The sequence below is a fragment of the Nocardia sp. NBC_01329 genome, from assembly GCF_035956715.1.
Classification (GTDB): Bacteria; Actinomycetota; Actinomycetes; order Mycobacteriales; family Mycobacteriaceae; genus Nocardia.
In genome coordinates, this window is the sequence record NZ_CP108381.1 from 2,552,556 (window position 1) to 2,572,640 (window position 20,085).

A 20,085-nucleotide genomic window follows, 5' to 3' on the forward strand; every position below is an offset into this window, starting at 1 on the left:
CGAGGGCCTCGACCATCGGAAGAATCGCGCGACCTTCCACCGCGATCGCCGGCTCCCCGCTCGGGGTCGACAACCGCACATGGGGCACCTGCGCGATCGCCGCGCCGAGCTGCGGCGGGAGCTCGGGCAGCTCCCGGACCTCGAACCAGACCGCCCGCTCCGCATGGTCGGGCACCAGGCCGACACCGGACGCCGTCACCACTGGGTCGTCGAACACGCCCTCGGGCAGCGGCCCACCGTCGACGTCCTGCACCGTCACTCGCAACACCCGGTCGTGCCGCGCACCCGCTACGTCCACCGCCAGCAGAGCCGGGCGGCCTCGCCCCAGTACATGCCCGAGCAAATCGACAAGCACCAGACCCGCGTCGTCGACCCGCGCCGAGGGCCAATCCGGCAGCTTTCCGGCCATCCAATCCCACGCACGCGCGGTCGCTTGATCCCGACCACGCGCACCGCCTTCCGCATGCACCACGAGTTCGGTCCGATGCCCCGAGGACGGCCCCGCGCCGACGCCGGCCACGGCAGCCGGGGCGGCCCAGGGCGCGTCCGCGCGGTGGTCCGCTACCGGCGCTGCCGATGGCCGAGCAGGCAGCCCGGGGTCCTCGGGCGGATACCCCTCCTTCGCGCCGGGCGCGGGATCAGCTTGCCCCCTCGGTGCGGTGTGGTGCGGAACGCCCGTATCTCCGTCGCCCGGGTTCGCTCGTCCACTGATCGAGTGTTCTTCCCCTGCGGGGAACAGCCGGGAGGTACGTCGACTGAACTGCACGACCGGTTCTTCGTCGGCATCGAATTCGATGCCGTCCACGCGGCCCGCACCGGCTCCGGCGCGTTGCACCCACGCGTCTACCGCTTCGTCGCCGACGATCCAGGTATGTACGGCCTGCGGGTCAGCGGTGTCCAACACCGCCAGCTCGCCTACCTGGTCGCGCAACACCGGGTAGGCGGCCGCCAGGACATCGGTGACTCTCATGATCCCGATGGCGTGGTGGCCGACCTGACGGACTGTTGTAATCCCGGCTTCGGTGACCGGCTGGAGAACTTCGACCAGCCCGGCAACCATGCTCGCATGATGGATGCGCACCAGGTTCACCGCTGTTTTCAGACCTGCGGCACCGTATCCGTAGGCCCGTTCGTTCCACCCGGCACGCAGCGCGGTCGCGTACTCCTCATCGGTCTGACCATCCATACCCGGCTCGACGAACACCGGTTCGATCTTGGTGGCGTGGGCGCCCAATCGGATCTCGGCTGCCAGCTCCACTTGAGTCGCACAGTCTTTGCCCTCGGCATTGCTCAGATGCCGCGCCAGCGAATCGACTTCGGACCTGGGGGGCAGGACATCGTAGGGTGACCCGGGCCCGGAGTCCGGCACGGTCTCGTCGACCGGTTCGACCGGCAGCGGGGCGGCGACCCCGTAGCCGACGAACCGGTCGCCGTCGTGACTCACGCGGGTCACGGTGATGTCGAGGTTGCGTTGCAGCACGAACTGTTTGCGTTCGGGATGCCACAGCACATGAGTGCCCGCGGGCACCCGCAAGAACAGCAGGTCTGTGTCCCGCAACCGGTCCCCGGCGGCTTCCATCATCTCGCCGGTGGTGTAGCCGACCTGGTGTAGGTGGGCACCACGCATCGTCCAGGGCTGCGCGGGATCGAGGTCGTCGCCCGCACGCAGTTGCAGCACCAGGATCAGGTCCTGCTCGAGCGGCTGTGCCGCGACGAGGGCGTCGACCGTGTTGATCAGTGGCAATGCAGGGTCGCCGGGCGGTCGCTGATCCACCGAGGTGGCGAGCACCGCGTTGGGAACGGAGAATCCGTTGAAGGAATCGGTGTTGCCGCCGTCCCAGGCCGATATGAGCTGACGCTTCTGCTCGGCGTCGAGCGAGGCGAACGCTGGACCCCGGAGGGTGTCTGCGTACCGCCGTGCGTTTTCGGCACCGGCGAAACGTAGTGCGTCCTCGTTTATTTCGGCCAGGCCGACGGCATGTCGGGCCTGCGGAGACAACGCCGCGAAGGTGGAGTTCGACACCACCGGCATGACGGCGGCGGCGCCGGGATCACCGTCGGCTTCCTGCTCCGGACGACGGATGCCGGCGACTTCCGCGACCGCGGTGTATCCGAGCCGTTCGGCGACCAGCCGTACGCGCCACCTACTGTGCCTGTCGAGCTCGACCGGCTTGTTCCGCAGCACCTCGGCGACCGTGTTCTGATCCACACCGGCCACCAACGCGATGTCTCGTTCGGTGACCCGGGTCGCACGACCCACGTCAGGGGCCGCTTCCTCCACAACGGTCGAGCCCTCGCCGGCCGGCGGCTGGAATCCGGACAGGTCCAAGCCCAGGAACTGCTGTGCCGTGTCCAGGAACATCTGGAATCCACTGGACCGCGATGTCCGCCGCTCGAAGTCCAGCAGCTCGGCCGAAAAGTCACCGTCGCGGTCATCGACTGATACCGGGTGCAGTTCGGCGCGCCCCAGGATCGCCGCGAGTTCCCGGTCCGACGCCTCGGTCGCAGCAGTTCGAGCTTCTCCCGCGGACAGCTCGACGGTCATCCGGTATTCGTGCTGGATACGGCGAGCGACCCACCCCGCCAGGCGGTCCGGCCGCCCTATTGCGACGAGATTGCTCCAGTCCTGCCGATCGAATTGCCGCAACTGCGCCCCGACGACATCGATCACCTGTCGCAGTCGATCCTGGGTGAGCAACCGAGGATCGACCATGAGCCAGCCGCATATGCTTCTTGCCAGCTCCCACGCTTGTGGGCTGCGTCGCTCCGCGGAGTCCGGGAATTCGTCGTCCGGGCGGACGCCGATCAAGCGACGCTCCGCCAACCCGAGCGGCCGGCGGCCGTGCAGCGGGATCTCCGGGTCGCGCGGGCCGGCGAACACGATCACGTCCACATCGCCCATATCGGCGCCCGCGGCCACCGCCCACGCATCGATGTCTGCGTCGCCGATGATCCAACGACCTTCGAACGCACCCGGGTAGCCGTCGTCGTGCAGTACCAGCTTGCCGATCTCGACCCGGTCGGTCAGCTCCGGGCTCTCGACGAGCAGCTTCTCCGTCACTCTGACCAGGGCAAACGCATGATCGCCGAACCGGCCACGGTTGATCACACCCGCCACCGCATGGTTACCGCCACGGACTTCCGCCACCGCCGCAGCCAAACCAGCCGCGCCTACCCCGATCGGTTCGGTGCGGAAATCCGCATCCAATCCAGCGGCGAAAGCCAGGTCCGACATGCCCCGGGCGCGGATTGTCGCGTTGTCGACCGACGCCGGGCGCATCCGGGCGGCAACGGCGTCGTCTACCACCGCATGAATAACACCCTGCACCAGCGGGGCGCAGATCTTCGGCGTGGCGCCCGCCAGGGACTGCGCCCCGGAAATCGGGCGTTCGTAGTCGGCGACGTCGCGGACCGCCGGATCGGCGAGAGGGTCGACGGATACGGTTGCTACGTCGGCCAGCTGAGCGGCCAGTTCCCGGTCCAGCCGGTCGACTTCGACCACACCGGCATGGAATGCCGCGGCGGCCACGATCGATCCACGCAACCAGACATACAGATCCGCCGAGAACTCAGCGCGTTGTGGCAGTTTCCCTCGGTGCATCAGCTCCTGCACCCGGTCGGCGCTCAGGCTCTCCTCGGAGAGGCCGAGCTCTGCCCCGTCGGGGCCGAGTTGTTCCAGCAGTTCCTGGCCCACCGACTCCTGTTGACCACGCAATCGGGCGAGCACTGCCGCAGCGCCGTCCACGTCGTTCGGCGGCCGGTCCAAGCCGGCCGCGAGGCGCAGTTTCCCGGCGCGGGTCGCCACAGTCCGCTGAGCCTGCAACCGCAGTTCGGCCGTCGATTCCAGCGCGTCGGCGCGCAGGGTCAGCCGGTCGGCGAGATCGTCCAGTGCCCGGTGGGTTTCGGCGAGTTCCAACAGGCGCCCCAGCCCCCGATGCCGCCGAGCCGGGTCGAAACCGGTCCGGCCGGGACCACCCGGCTCGGTATCGGCATGCAGGGCACGCAATACTTCCAGCTCGCCCAGCTGCTGGTCGTTGTCTTCGGGGAACCGGGTGCGGTGTTCGAGGCTCAGTAGCCTGTATTGCCGCTCGAGCGTTACCTGCTGCGCGGCGACCCGGCGACGCAGGGTGACCAGTCTTTCGACGCCGTGCAGGCGGCTTTCGTGGTGGGCCCAGGACAGAGCCGGGCCGGATCCGACCGAAACGGGCGTTTGCTGGCCGACCTTGTTGACCACCACATACAACATGCCCTCGAGCTGCTGGCGGCGGAAGAGGATCTGCGCCTCCCGGTCGAGTTCCGCATCGTCGGCCGGCCAGGAGCCGTCGCGCAACTCCCACAATGAACGAGCAACCTGGTCGAGCAAGCCGATCTGCTCGACCAATCCGGCGAGGTCACCGATCGAGGCCGGCCCGTGTTCCTGCTGGATATCCCGCTGGTGCAACAGATCTTCGAGCCGATCGCTCCACAGGAGAGGATCTCGGGAAGCTACGACCGCGTCGATCTCCTGCTGGCCGCGCACGAAGAAGTAGCGCCGCCGCGCCGCCGCGGCGACCTCCGGATCGTCCGAGTCGATCAGGTCGGCGAGCCACTGCGCATCATCGACCGTATTTCCCGAACCGCCCATATCGGGAGTCGGGAACCGCCCCTCTTCGGCGGCAGCGACCAGGGCGTCCCAATCCGATTGGCCGAACCACTCGTCTTCTTCCCTGTCGTCGCGGCGGCCCTCATCCAGTCGGCTGAACAGCTCCTGTTCGGCCTCCTCGGCCCGGGCGTCCCACTCCATCCGCTCGACCGAGTCCGGTTCCAGAAGCTGTGCCGGGTTCAGACCCTCGGGGAGGTAGCTCGCGCCTTCCCCGGCGATCCGAGAGACCAACTGCTCGGCCTTCCGATAATATTCCGCCGCGAAATCCCGGCGCAGCCGGTTCAGCGTCTCGATCGGTTCGGACAGTGCGGGCACGACGGGTGCGATAGGGGCTGCGGTATGCGGGGACACCGAATTTCCCTCGACCGCAGCGATATCCGGCAACCCAGCCGGCGGCTGCCCCTCGTATCGGATCCCGTAATCGGCCGGTACCTCATCGGCCAGTACCCGGCGCACGAACACATCCGCATCGCCGACAGCAACGACTCGGATCTCCGGCAACCCCGCAGTCGGCGCATTCTGCGCACGGGCCTCTGCCAGACTTGCCAGGTCCGTAGCCAACCGCTGCGGGTCCGTACCGTGCCAGGTGACCACCGCATGGGCCGAGTCCAGGTAGCTGTGGGCCACATGGTAGCTGCGGGCCCCGTCCATCCCCACCTGCAGCGCCGCCGGTGTCGGTTCCTCCGCAGATACGAAAACCGTGATCTTCATGGCCGAACCGGTGTCGCCGAACGCCACCGACGCCCGGTCCGCCGAATCCGGGTCTCCCAACGGCAGTGCCAGCGGCTGCAGATCGCCGCCCGGCTGCGCCCAGTATCGGGCACGGGCCATGGTGGCCACGAACGCTTCCAGGCGCGCTAACCGGCCGTCGCGCTGGTCGGGCAGGTCGGGGTCGGCCAGTTCGCGCTGCAACCGCAGATCACCCAGCTCGAATTCCAGCGCGCGCAGCACCGCTGCCGCACGGTGGGACCCGACGATGCCGTCCACCGCCGCGACCATTTCCGGCCAGGTGGTGGTGAACGCCGTGCGCCTTTCCTCATCCCATTGCGCCCACTGCCGGGCGATATCACGCGGTGTGAGGGCCGGATTCCCGATCAGCGATTCGTCGTCTTCGGCCAACGCTCGCGCGGCCGCGTCGATCGAGGAAGGCGCATCGAACAACGCTCGCTGCGCAACAGGATCGAACGCTTCTGTTTCCATCTGGTCGGGCACGATGCGCTGGACTTCCCCGGCCAAGCGATCATCGGCCGCCGCGGCCGCCAGCACTTCGGGACTGCCGATCAGCTCGACCCGCCGCGTATCCGCCGCCCGGCGTGCGGACGCGTCGGCGGCAGCGTTCTCCACATGCCACACCGCATTCATGGCCACGACCCGCCGGGCCAGGTCCTCGCCGTCGGCTCGGACCAGGTCGGCAGTGCCTCGGGCGACACTGCCGGAGTCGATGCGTACCACCGAGAGCACAGTCTTCGGCGATTCGCTTGCGCGCTCGTCGCTGAAGAACCTCAACGCTTCGATCCCGGCGCTGGATACCGCACCCATGTGATTCGCAGCAGTTCTCGGCACCTCGACGATCAGATCGGCGGCGTGTTCCGCCCCGAATCCGAGCACCGTCCGCCCCCTGTCGGAATCCGTGGAACGCGGGAACCGCAACAGCGATACAGCCGGATGTGCGCCCAGCTGAGCGGCCCGCTGCTCGGCACGCAACAACGCGAGATAGATCTCGTAGTGCAGGTCGAATCGGTCCTTCGTACCGGCCCACTCCCGCAGCCGCGCCAACTCCGCCCGGTTCACCTCATCGCGCACCTGCCACGGAATGCCCTCCGCCTCACCGATGACATCCGGATGCAGTATCCGCAGCGCCCGCTTCTCGTCCACGCTGGAATCCGACCAGAGTTGCCGGTTGACCAACGCCTGCGCCCGAGCGTGGTCCAGGTCTCGGCCGGCCACCATGTCCGAGACATACGCCAGCCCGGCCCGTTCCAGCACCCGGCGCACCAGCACCTCCGCCGATACGGGCAGGTCATCGGCGACTGCCCGGGCGCCGGCGTCCTGGTCCCGTGCGATACCGAAAGCCGTCACCGCCTCAGTAAGCTCCACACCCAACTCGTCCAGCTCCCGGACTACGTCGAGATTCCCGCGCACCAGCTCCTGCACCTGGTCGATCAGCGGTCGACTGTCCCGGTTCTCCGGCGCAGCGCGCAGTTGCGCGAGCAGATCGGCCGCCCCAGCAGCGGTCGTGTAGCGGTAACCCGGAACGACGACGAGACCGGCGAGCAGCGATTCGATCCGGCGCATCAAGCTCTGGTGCACCGCACGCTTTTCCTCGAACCTCGGCACGAAAGTCTCGAGGATCTCCCGCTTCGCCTCGGGCATCGGATCACGAGCCTGCCCCGTGGCATCGAAGACTGTCGCCAGCGTGAACAGCACCTTCGACTGCTGTTGCGGCGGGAAATCATGGACGACAACACCGTTCCAGTCGATGACCACGATGCGGCCGTCGTTGTTGGTGACCACGTAGGTGTGACCGTCCGGAAGACCTGCTTGCTCCGGATAGGAATCGGAGACCACCATCAGGGCGCCCGGCCCGAGGTCGGTCAGCATTTGCGCGACGGCTGTGTGGTCGGGAAAACTCCACTGTTCTGCGGCCAAGGCCGCTGCCAACTCGATACCGGTTGTGGCACCGCCGGCCCGTTCCAGCAAGCGGATGTCTGGATTACCGGTCAGCGCCTTGGCTACCATGACCGCGGCGGGCATGCAGAAGCTGGGCAACGAGCGCGGGGCGGTTTCTGCCCGGTATTGCACGGCGTCGAAGATCTCCCGGTCCAACTGCACCACACGGGCTTCCGCCTCCGACATCGCGATGTCGAGCTGCACGAACTCGGCAGCGGCGCGTCGCGCACTGTCCGCATCGAGACCGTGCCCGCCCCGCAGCAGGAGGAACTCTGCCAAACCGGCAGTTCGGCGGTGCACGCTCGCCGGGTCGAGATCGAGTTCGGCAGCCCGGAGCAGGAAGTCGGACCGGAGACGGTGGTGGGTCAGCGACTCCTGCAACCGCTGGGCGTTCAGTTGATGCAATCGGTCGAGCTCTTCGGTCAGCCGCTGGTGGTTGTGCAGCGCGGTCCGCAGTGCGTATCGCGGGCCGACGGTATCGGACGAAGCGGTCGACTCGAGCTCGCGCAGCGTGGATGCGCGCACTGCCGGATCGAACAGATCCAACTGGCGACCGATGTCTGCCGCGGCGGCCTCAGCTTCCGCGAGCAGTTGTCCGCGATCGACCGATATGAGATACAGCCACTGGGTGTGGGCGAACCGTCCGCCCCAATCCGGCAGGCTTTCGGATTGCGGAAGCACCGGATGCGCGCCGTCGTTCGGGTGCACCGGTTCGCCGACCGAATCGTAGAGGACGGCATACATCCGAGTGCTGTCGAATTTCGCGCTGTAACTGGGTGAACGGTAGTCGGTTTCGGTCTCGAATTCGGAGACCTCCCCGAGATCGCGCGCGACCTTGACCAGCGTCCCGTCCTTGTTGGTCACGACATAGCGGACGGTCAGGCCATCGGGTTGCACCTCGACCACCAGCGCCGACGCTTTCGAGCCCGACCCGAGCAACATCTCGGCCAGGGTGTTCGGCCCGGGCACGCGCAGGAGCCTGCCACGGGACTGCGTTTGCAGCACCGTATCGGACAGGGCACCCCGGACCCGGCGCTCGATGACATCCGCCGCCGCGTAGCCGTAGATGTCGACGATCGACTGCAAAGCCGTTGCGCCGTCCCTGACACCCACACCACGCGACGCGTCGTCGATGTCGAGGTCAGTGGGGAGCACGCCGGGATCCTTCAATCCGGCAGCCAGTTCTTTCTCCAGCCTGCGGGCCTGTGTATCGGACTCGCGCAGTCGGGTCGCGACGGCGGCGAGTTCCCGCAGCTGCGTCGCGCCTGGCTGGCCGTTGCGTTCGGACCGGCCCGCCCGCGCGGCCAGCCGCCGGATGCGCCGGTCGGTATCGGGCACCGCGACACCCACTTGCGCTGCCAGCCTCCGCGCTACGGCGGCCTGCGCTGCCCGCGCCACCAACGCGGTGGTGTATCGAGCGCTCACCACGTCCAACCGGTGACGAGCGTCGACCGCGTAGCCGTAGCGCCGGATCTGATCGGTCACGACAGACCGCTGATCGTCGTCGGGGATCAGGTCCGGCTCGGCTGCCAGCCGCCGCAGCACCTCGTCCACCGGCACGTCACCCGACCCGAGAATCTGCACAGCGTGCCGATAACCGCGCCGTAGCCTGTCGAGCTCCACTGCGGCAGCCCGCTGCCTTCGAGTCAGCTCTGCCAGGCGCAGCGTTTCCGGCGGCGCGCCGATCAGGCCGGCCAGACCGATCGTCGGGCGTTCTTCCAGCGCAACGACCGGGTCCAGCTTCTCGTCGAATTCGATACCCCTGATCGCAGGGTTCGTACCGGCGGCCGCCCGGTGCATCCAGGCGGCGATCGCCTCGCCGCCGATGATCCAGCCGCCGTTGCGGAGGGCTTCCGGGTCGGCGTTGTCGAACACCACCACTTCGCCTACCCGCAGCTGTGGGTAGGCGTCGGCCAACGCCTGGTTGACCCGCATGACGGCGAAGGCGTGCGCACCGATCGCACCGTGGTCGATCACGCCCGCGATCGCGCCCCGGCCGCCTTCGCGCACCGCGGTCAGTGCCGCGGCCAACCCGGCGACGCCCCGGCCGAACGGTCGCCTACGCCAGCCGGCGGCCAAGCCGTCGGCATAGGTTCCGTCGGTCATACCGTCCAGCTCGAGCCGAGCCGTCAGCGGCGCCGGGTCGATCCGGGATCGGCCGAGCAGCTGCGCGAACTGCAGCTGCACTTCGTGACCGCAAACCTTGGCGTGCTCACCTACCGGGCCGGGTCGCACCGCATCGTCCGACGCCGACGGCACCGGCGCAGCCAGCAGTTCCGCGAAATCCGCGCCGAACCGGATGTTGCGGACCGACGCCTCGGCCTCGAGCCGGTCCAGTTCTGATGGCGCCGTGGCCGGGTCGGAGTCGGTAACGTCTCCGTCGGCCTCGGTCATTGTCAACCCGACGAAGTTCAGACCCGTTCTGACCCACACGGTCAAGGTCCGGTGGCCGGGCTCCCCCGATATCGTGACGTGGGCTTGCCCGGCGGTCTCGGTGGCCGTGGTGAGAAGGTACCGAGCGACCTTCTCCATCGCGGCTTCGGCCGCCTGCGGTGGAGTCACCCAGTTCCGGGTCAGTCGACGGATCGACTGCTCGAGCGCGGTGACACGCTCCGGCAGACGGGCTCTGAGCCGAGTGGAGACCTCCACCACCGGCGGTTCGGATGCCACCAGCCGCACGCTCGTCTCTGCCACGTCGGTGCTGGTGGACAGGTCCACCCGGTGCACGATGTGCCCGGCGTCGTCGCGTTCGGTGCGTACTTCGTCGGCAAGGTGCAGCGCACCGAAGCCGGCATCCAGCACCGCGTCGGTCGCAGCCACTGCTGCGGCGCGGGTGTCGGCGTCGATATCGGTGATCCCGGCCAGTAGCGCACGGGTGCCGTGGATATCGGGTTCCGCCGGGCCGAGCGGTACGTCGTGATCCGGGACGCCCGGTCGGAAGACGCTGAACCAGATCACCTTGCGGTACGGAGCGTTTTCGCCCGGGGCGAGCGGATATCCACCCAGCCGGTCCACCGTTTCGCGGACGACGAGCCGGCCCCGGTTCCGCTCGAACTTTCGGTTCTCGCCGCTTTCCGCCACGCCGGCCGAATTCGAGTCCGCGCTCTCCTCCGCGAGATCGCCGGCTACCGGCGAGAGATCGATACCGGCCAGGAGGCTATCGCCTTCGAGGTCCGTGTCCTCATCCAGACCGAAGCTGGCCAGGAAATTTTCCATGATCTCGTCGGAGCCGGCATCCTCGGCCAACGCGGCGAGTTGGCTCTGCTCCGGCGGTTTCGTCCCGGCCGGCATCAGTGGCGGGAACTTCGTGCTGGCGTCGAGGGCTTCGACCAGCACACGACCGGGCCACCGGACGTTCCCCGGTATGCCGATGACGGTGGCCCGGATCAATACAGGTCCGTCGGTGTGGTTCAACGCATTGCCGCCCCATTCGGACAGGGCGCGACGGGCGTCCTCGATCTTGTCTTCCGGCCACCTGTGCTTTTCCAACAGCTCGACCAGCCAAGCCCGAACCTTCGCGACGTCGGCTTCCCGCACGTCGGGGCCGACCCCGACGAGAAGTTGAGCGCGCTCGTTGTGCGGCGCGGTCCGGCCAGCGGCGGGCCGCTCGAAGAACTCGAACCGGAAGGTGTCACCGTCGGCGCTGGAATTCAGCTGCCATCGTTGCGCTGTCTGCGCCAATTCCCTGGTGGCCGCCGCCATCGACTCATCGGACAACTGGGCCCCGGTGACGCCGACATCGACCCGCACCTCCCGACCCCCCGGGGTTCCCTGCACCTGCGGCCGAACCGTCACCCGCGCCCGTGGAGTGTGGACGAAGACCGCGTCCACCGCCTTCTCTATCAATGCCACGGCGGCCGGCGTGCTCTCCTTGTCGATCCAGCCGTTCCAGTGCATCAGCGCGGCAACTCCGTCGAGCACCTGCTCGCGGTGCTGTCGCCAGGCGGCATTGTCCAGTATTCGGGGGCGCGCGATCTCTTCGGCGGCGAGCTCGGCAACGGCCAGACTCTTCGCACGTTCGGCTGCCGGTAGATCCTCGCCGACGGTCAACCCTTCGAACGGGCGCATGTCCGCAGGTTCAGCAGTGGTGTCGGTGCGGCGGGGTTCGGGGCTGCGCCGCGACGCGAAGACCTCGTCGTGCACCCAGGATTCCTGTATCCGGGTGGCAACGGATTCGATCGCCAACGGCGCGGACAGGTCCATGCCCGCGGTATGCGCTTCCAACGCCACCCGCAACGCCGTCCGGGCCGGGCGCAGATACTCCTGCTGCCAATAGTGCGGCAGCTCCGCGAACGACATGTTCGCGATATCGATCTGCCCGCTGCCCGGGCCGACGCCCGAGACCTGTGTGCCGTCCGGCATCCGCAACTGCGGGGTGAGTCGGTTCTCGGATTCGCGGCACGACTCCCGGAAGTCCTCGTGGAGTCGGTCAGCGATTCGGCGGGCCACCTGTTCGGGGTGCGAATCGACTCCGGTGAAGCCGGGCATCGCTTGTTCGCTACCGGCACCGACGAGTTCCACCCGGCCGGCATCCCGCATCAGCGCGTACGGATCCGACAGTATCCGGACCTCGGCGACGAATGCCTGGGTGGCCCGCCGCTCCAGGATCGTCAGCTGCCGCACCGGATGCTTCGCGGCGGCGGCGATCGCGCCCAGTTCCCGCCCGTGTTCGAACCGCTGCCGCAGAATCCAGCGCTGCGCCGGGGGCAGTTGCGCCAGCGCGGTCCGCAGTATTTCCGGTGCGACACCGGCCAGCGGACCACCCGGCAGCCGCGCCGTGGTGGGCTCGAACGGCACCTCCGGCGTGCTCGCGAGCTGGATCTCGGAGCGCGGAGCACGACGGACGAACGCCGCCCAGGTCCGCTCGGTGAACGTCTGCCACCGCTTGTGCTCGGCCACCACCTGGCCGATCTGGTTGCCCAGCCAGGCGCTGACGCTCTCCCCGTGCGGCAGCGCGCCGGCCACGACCCGGTCGAACACCCGCTCCCGGAGCCGACCCGCCAGATCCTTGTCGTCCACCTCCGCTTCCAGCCACGACAGCACCGCTGTGTCGTGCCGGGCGCGGAATCGGCGCAACGATTCCCGGTCTCCGCCCTGCGCCGTGGTCAACAGGACGCGACGCGTTTGCTCGGCCACATCAGGTTCGGCTGCCGTGTCACCATTGCCGACAACGTCCGGCAACACTGGTATCGAGCCGGCAACACCCCGGCCTCGGCCGGGGATCGACGGCGGCAGGCCGAGCACGACACCGAATCCACTGCGGGTGGCGCGGCCCGGATAGGCCTTCCGCCTGATCACGTCGAGCACTTTCGCCCCGGCCATGGAGCGAGTCGACATGCGCCCGTCGAGCACCCGCTCGACGGTGTCGACGCTCATCGCGGCTGCGACGGCGACAGTCTCCGGTGCGTCCAGCAGCGCTTGCAGCGCCTCCGGCATTCCCGCCCAGCCCAATTGGACCGCAGCGGAAAGGATCATCAGTTCGCGCTGGCTGTCACCCACGATCGGCTTGCCGAGCACCGCGGCGACCTGGGTCGTATCGGGTGATCCGGTGGCAGCCAGCATATGCTCGGCCGTCACCCTGAATTCGGTCGTCGCGGACCAGGCGACCATGGCCTGCGGCAGTGACAAGCCGTGCCGCTGCGCGGCGTCCTGGACCCGGGACAGCATTTCCGGCGCCACCGGATAGCCGTCGACCGCGGCGACCACGATCCGGACCGGGACATCGGCGGTAGCGGCGATCGAGGTCCACAACGGCAGTTGCGGCAGCGGGAAGCCCACCAAGCGAGCCGCTACGTAGATCTGCCACTGCTGCTCCCCCAGCCGCACGATCTTGCCGTTCTTCACCAAGCTGACCGCCGGGTCGTCGGCGCCCGCCAGCCAGGCCACCGCCGACCCGTTCTTCGGCGACGGCACTGTGTAGCCGCGCTCTTCGGCCGCGCGGCGGATCGCCGCCTCTCGGCCGGGGTCCAGCTCGTTGCCGGCGAGCAGGTCGAAGACCGCCTGCCACGACACTCCGGCCAGGGCGGCGACCTCGTTGGCCTTGGAGTCGGACGGCAGCGTCACAGTGCCGGCCACCGGGTCGTCCGGTGTGGGCGGAGGTTCCGCAGTGCCGTCATCGAAGGTGATCGGTTCAGCGATCACCGGATCCACGGCGCCCGGTTCGACGACCGAGGAATCCGGTCGCGATCCCTGGCGCGGGATGGTCCCGGCCGACTCGTCGGCGGAGATATCCGGATCGGACGGCAATGCTTGCCTCGGTATGGCGGACGGCCGAGTGGTCCGGCGGCGGGCGCTACCATCGCCGACACCGTCCGGGGTGGGTCCGCGGTTTCCGCTGTTGCCGTCGGCCTTCTGTGCCAGCAAAGCCAAGGGCAGCATGGCGATAGCGGTCATCACGGTGCCGAATCCGGGCAGCATGCGACGGCGATCGACCGTCGACGGTGGCTGTTCGACCAGGGTGTAGCCGACCAGCCGGGCCGCGGCTCGGATATTACGTTCCAGCTCCGGCCTTACACGGTCTCCGTTGCGCACGTTGCTGACCCGGCCCGGAGAGCAGCCCGCCACCCACGCCACCGCGGCTTGAGTCCGCGGGCCCGGCATCCGGCTGCGGCTCTGCGCGACCTCCCGGACACGTGCCGCAACGTCCTCGTCGACCCTGCTGCCGCGGTCGGCCAGCAAATGGACGACCGCCACCGGGTCCACTCCGGCGTCTTGTGCCAGCTGCCGCATCCGGCTGTCCTCGGGCAGCTCCGCCAACACCGCTCGCACCGCCTCGTCGGTGAGTTCGGTCTCCGGTGCCGCGGTGTCGCCGTCGCCGACCACGGCGGGCGGACGGCCGGCGGGGGTAACGGGCGTGGATTGCAGGTGGAACCGCGTCGGCCCAGTGATCATGGCGATGACGCCGAGCCCCTCGTTCGGCGGCGCGCTCCGATCGACCAGGTCCTGGATCGCGTCGAAAACCCGAGCTCCGGCGCCGGTTTCGACCGAGAGCTGCCCGTCGAGCACCCGGGCGACAGTGGCCTCGTCCACCCCCGCCGCCGCGGCGACGGCTTCCACCTGCCCGCGTGCGGTGCGCATACCGGCGGGCAGGTGGTAGTAGCCCAGTTGCAGGGCCGCGGCCAGCGCGCGACGGTGCGACGGGTCGCGCACCGGCTCGGCCCGGGACACCACCTCTCGCACCGTCTCGGCCGTAACTCCGGCCGCGGCAGCCACTTCCTGCGCCGTCGCCATCGGGTAAGAGTCGGTCTGCGCGTGCGGATCCACCACCGGGGTCTGCGGCAACCCCAATCCGTGCTGCTGCGCGGCCTCCTGCACCCGCCGCGCCGTCTCCGCGGGCAGCGGGATGCCCTTGAGCACGCAAAGGACCGTTCGCACCGGCACCTCGGCATCCACCGCGACCGCGCGCCACAGCGGTAGCTGCGGCAGGTCGTATCCGATGTCCCGAGCGGCGGCGCTCAGTTGTGTCGCGACCTGCGCGTCCACCTGTCCGCCGGCCAGCCACGCGGCGACCACCCCGGGCGCCACCCCCGCCACGGCCGCACGCGCCTCGAACTGCCCGCGCAGCGACCGCATCGCCGCCTGGTCCCCGGCCCGCGCCGCCACCTCGACGGCCTCGACGTCGAGGTCGCTCCGGTACAAGAGGGGATCGTCCGGGTCCGCATTGAGCAACGCGGAACTGATCACCGTGTCCGGGACCGTCGTGTCCTGCGCAGGCGACAACGGTGAGCTCGCGGTGCTGTCCGGCACGGGCTCCGGGTCCCGGGTCGACGACCCCGTCGCTTCGTCGTAGAAGAACTCGGCGGAGTCACCGCGCTCGACGCGTGCGACGAGCGTCATCCTCCGATAGCCCGCGGCGCCCGTCACCACGGCATCCATCTCGCCGCTGCCGTAACCCTCGTCCATCAGGGCAGCGGTCCGATCGAACATGTAAGCAATCGCGTGATCGCGTGTCTTGTGATCCGTCCAGTTCCAGATCAGGTCGATCAACTGGCTCGCGTTGCGTTTCCGCTGCAGGTCGCCCTCGATGGTGCGCAGCCGGATGCGGAACTCACCGGTGTCGGTACGCAGCGACACCTCTAGCACGACGTGGCCGGCGCCGTCGGTGATGAGCAGCGTGTCCACGCCGTCGGCCGTCGCCGATCGGGCCGACGAGCCCCGGATATCGCGCAGTAGTGCCGTGGCTATCGCGCTCGTCCGGCCGCGAATGTCGGCGGTGACAGCAGTGGCTGCCCCCAAGAAAGCAGCGACTCTGGCATCGCCCGGATCGGGTCCATCGTATTCCGCCCGGTCGGCGGCGGACGGTTCCTGGTCGATCGGGCCGGGCACATCGTCGAATTCCCCGCTGAGCAGGTTGCGCACGCGCTCCAGTACCTTTGGGGTCACCGGATCGGCGACCGCCCGTTGCGCCGGCTCGGCAGAGTTCTGCGCAGACCGCTCTGCCGCGATCACCGCTTGTGTTTCGGTGAGGATCTGCCGCTCGTCCGCCGCGGCACTCGCGGCGGCGGTCCGCGAGCGAAACAGCCCCGGTGTCTGTTCTCTCAGCTCGCCCAATTGTCGTGCCAGGTCGCGGAGACGAGCGCGGCCATGGGCGGACAGCGGTTGTAGCGGCATGCCCGCTGCGTCGACAACGTCGACGTCGAGCGAGACGAGCTCACCCTTCGGTACAGGCGGGAAGTCGTGCAGTTTGATGCCGTTGTCGTCGATTACCAGCAGATGGCCGGCCACAGAGGCCACCGTGAATGTGTGTCCCCCTCCGTCCGCATGGTTTTCGCTGACAATGGCAAAGCCTCCGGCAGGCACAATTCCGATCAGCTCGTCGTAATCCTCGACACGGGTCACGTCTGCACCCAGCGCCGCCCACAACTCGAGCCTGGATGTGCCGTCGACCAAATCGGATTCCATAAGGTCGATGCCCGGATCACCGGTCAGCGTCGCCAACGCCATGACCGAAAAGGGGCCGCAGCCGTCGCCGGACAGGCGCGCTGGATCGGGCATGGTTTCACGTGCCGCCAACGCTACTTCCAGATCCTGGTAGAGGCGTTCGACGTCCGCACGGGCCTGCTCGGCAGCCGCTCTCAGCCGACGCAACCCAGCCTCCGTCTGCTCCCCGCGAACCAGAGCCACTTCGGCAGCCTGCGTCCGGGCCCGCAGAACATGGTGCACCAACGCCGCCTGCCACCATTCCCGCTCCAGCGCCCGCAACCCGGCGAGTTCGTCGGCGACCTGTTGGTGGTGCCCCAGCACCTGGACGAGCTCTCGAGCCGATGACGATTTCGGCTCCGCCCCATCGGCGAGCATCTTCAGTTCACCGATGAGGTGTTTTCGGTTCTCTTTCCGCAACCGTGGCGGATCCAACTCCAGCAGGGCCGCCAGATCCAGCGCATGCCGCCACTCGCGTCCATGTTCGACGTTCGCGATGTGAAGCCTTCTGACCTGCCCAGGAGCGCGCCGGATGCCGATGGGCCAGGACTGCGGCGGGATGTACCACTCGGAATCGACCGGATGCGGCAAACTACCGTCCGCGCGCAGGACGATGCCGAATACCTCTTCCACCCTGAGGGATCGGGGAACGAACTCTTCGGCGATCCCCGAATCACGGGCCACCTTCACGATGGTGCCCGCACGGTTGGTCAGGGTATAGCGATCGGCGAAGTCCGAACCACTCTCGACCACGACGATCGAGGAACCCGGCCCCATCTTCGTCAACCGATTCACCAGATCGGCGTGTCCCAGCATCTGCACCACTCGGCCGCGGACACGGGCCTGCAACCGGGCATCCGGGTCGGTCTCGAGTGCCGGGACGTCGGCGGGCAATATCGCGCCGGGACCGTACAAGTCCGCGACAGTGCGCACCACGTCCGCGATCACCGCATCGACATCACTCTCGCCGACAGCGCGCGACGACTCGGCCAGTCCGGCCAGCCCCTCGTCCAATGCCGCCCCGGCCCGGCGTACCCGTTCATCGGCTTCTCGCAGTGCGTCGATGTCCGCGGTGAGCTGGGCCAGATCGGCTGCGCTCGCCTCCTGCCGCGCCGCATTCCACTTCTGTGTACCTACCGCGAGCTGCTCGCGCAGTGAACCGGCGTCAGCGGTATCGATGCCGAGATCCCGCATTCCCCTCTCCGCCACACTCGCCCAGTGCGCACGATCCACAAGAGCCGCAGTGAGGTCGGCGCTCGCCGCGTCCAGCGGCGCGTACGCCTGCTGCAGCTCGTAATAGCGGTGCACCGCCTCGATATGCCCGCGCCGCTGTTCATCGGCGGCAGCCGCCGGGGCGCCCAGCTCGGCGACATGCCCGGCGACCGGCACGTTCGCGTCGAGCCCCAGTCCGCGCACCGCGTCCCGGTACCGCTGTACCAGTTCGATACGCCGCTGGTCGGCATCCCGCTGGACCCGCGCCACCGTACGCAACCGCGAGGACACCTCGACACCGATCCGGAGATATCCCTCGTCCACCGGCCATACCGGGAGTTCCGATGACTGATCGTCGGTCGGCGCGGGATCGCCTTGCCCGGGCACCGGAATCTCGGCGACCCCGGAAGCTTGCCGATCGGAGCTTTCGGCCCAATAGCACAGCGTATCGGCCTCAGCAATCAGCTGTGCCAGCCACTCCTGATGAGCCTGCCCGCCATCGGCTTCCGGTACTTGCCCTTTCAGCCGGTGGTATTCGTCGGCGAGCTCGAACAAGCGAGCCCGTTCACGCCTGGACAACTGGCGGCGTGGCACCCCCGCGACATCCATCACGATCGCGTACACCGAGACAACATCTCCGTGGCCTTCGGGCGAGAAATCGTGCAGGACAATGCCGTTGTTGTCGACTACCACCAGCCGGCCCTGATGGGATTTCACCAGATACGCGTGCCCTTGCAACTCTTCCGGCCGATCGGCGCGGTAGCTCACCGACACCAGGGCTATGCCATCCGCCGGCACGCCCTGAGCCATCGCCTCCACATCGGGGAAGTGCTCCAATTTCCCGCCGAGAGCAGCACTCACCGTGAAAAGCTTGGTGCCCTCCGGTGTGGTCTCGCGATCCAATAGCCGGAAGTCCGGATTCCCGGTGATGGTCGCTGCCGCCATGACCGCGTCCGGTGCACACGCCCCAATTCTCACGTCAGGCCCGGCCGGATCGGGCACCGGCTCGCGCGCATCCAATGCGGACTCCAATGCCCGATCGAGTCGCTCGACATCGGCCGCGGCCTGCGTGACAGTGACGAGATGCCGGCCGAGCTCGGCCTCTTGCGATTCGGTGGGGTTCGGAACCGCATCCGCCGCGCGGTATCGGGCCTGCGCCGTATGGAGATCGAAAACCTTTTGCCAGCGTCGATGTTCCAGGTCGAGCAAACCGGTGAGTTCCACATCGATCCGGTCGTAACGGCGCAATACCAGCATCAGTTCGTCGGCCGCGCCCGCTCGATCCCGGTCGGGGCCAGCCGCGATCTCCGCCAGCTCGCCCGGGATGTGGTTCCGGTGTTGCGGATCCAGCCGCAGCTGTAGCGAGGACGCCAGATTCAGCGCTGTACGCCAGGCACTTCCGCGTTCGACAACGGTCCCGGTCAACCGGTCGACCTGGTCGTAGCGACGCCGCGACGCGGCGTGATCGGGATGCGGCGGGCTGTACCAGTCGGGGTCCAGCGGGTGTACGGGCGTGCCGTCGGCCCGCAGTAGGACTGCGAACGTAGCCGTCTGATATGCCGACCGCGTCGCGGGCACGTTCACGACCCCAACATCGTCGGAATCGATTTTGACGATGGTGTCGTCGCGGTTGGTGAGCATATAGCACCGAGTGCCGGCGTCGTCGCGCTCCATCACCAGAATCGAAGCGCCCCGACCCAGGGTGCTCAACCGGCCGACCAGCTCCTCGCGGCCGGAGAACCGCAACAACCGGCCCCGGATGCGGGCTTGCAGCCGGGCCGCAGGAGTGTCCGCGTCGGCGTTCTCGCTGGTTTCCACTGCGTCCGGCCCGTACAGGTCCGTGATCGTGCGCAACGCAGGTACCAGATGTGCTCCGTCGATGACATCGCCGTCCTCGAGGGGGGGAACGTCCGATTCGGCCAAGCCCTCCGCCAGCACCCTAGTGAGATCGCGCACCCGTTCCTCGGCGGTCCGCAGCGATCCGGCTGCCGCGGCGAATTCGGCCAGAACTGTGGCTGCCGCCCGCCGTCGCGCGGCGTCCCATTGCCGAATGTGCGACTCGACCCGATCCATCGGCGAATCGCCCTCGCGAAGCTCGAATCCGAGCGAAGACGCGGCATTCGACAATGCGTTCGACCAGTACGCCCGATCCACCAACGTGGTGGTGAGCTCGGAGCTCACCACCGCCGACCACGCCTGCGCCTGCCGCAACTGGTGGTAGCGGAGCACCGCCTCGGCAGCGCGCCGCTCCTTCCGGCCCGTGATCGCGTCGGGGTCGCCCAGTTGTGCGGCATGCGCCGCTACCGGCAGCTTTTCGTCGAGATCCAACAGCTCGACCGACAGCGCGTACGTCACCGCGGTATCGGACAGTTCCGCGTCCAAGCTCCACAGACCGTGGGATATCGCAGCCAGCTGCCGCGCCATTTCCAAGGGGAGTCGGTGACGAACAGGCGGATCCATCCGTATTCCCAGCGGATTTTCGGGACCCAGCTGCGGTGATGGATCCGCACCGCGCAATCGCTCATGCGGCACACCGTTGTCACGGAACACCAGCCGATGCACCTTGTGCACACCGGCCCCGGCTCGATCCGCCCACTGCCATACCGCGTCGCCGACGATCCACCCGGCAGCGGTCCGGTCGT

Annotated in this window: 1 protein-coding gene (cut by both window edges); it reads right to left on the reverse strand. The window is 68.2% G+C overall.

Every position in this 20,085-nt window falls within one protein-coding gene, locus OG405_RS11715, for a LuxR C-terminal-related transcriptional regulator, read on the reverse strand. The gene is 100,536 nt long; 42,746 of those nucleotides lie to the left of the window and 37,705 to its right, leaving coding positions 37,706-57,790 in view (codon 12,569, partial, through codon 19,264, partial); the first complete codon in reading order (the gene reads right to left) occupies nt 20,081-20,083. Both the start codon and the stop codon lie outside the window.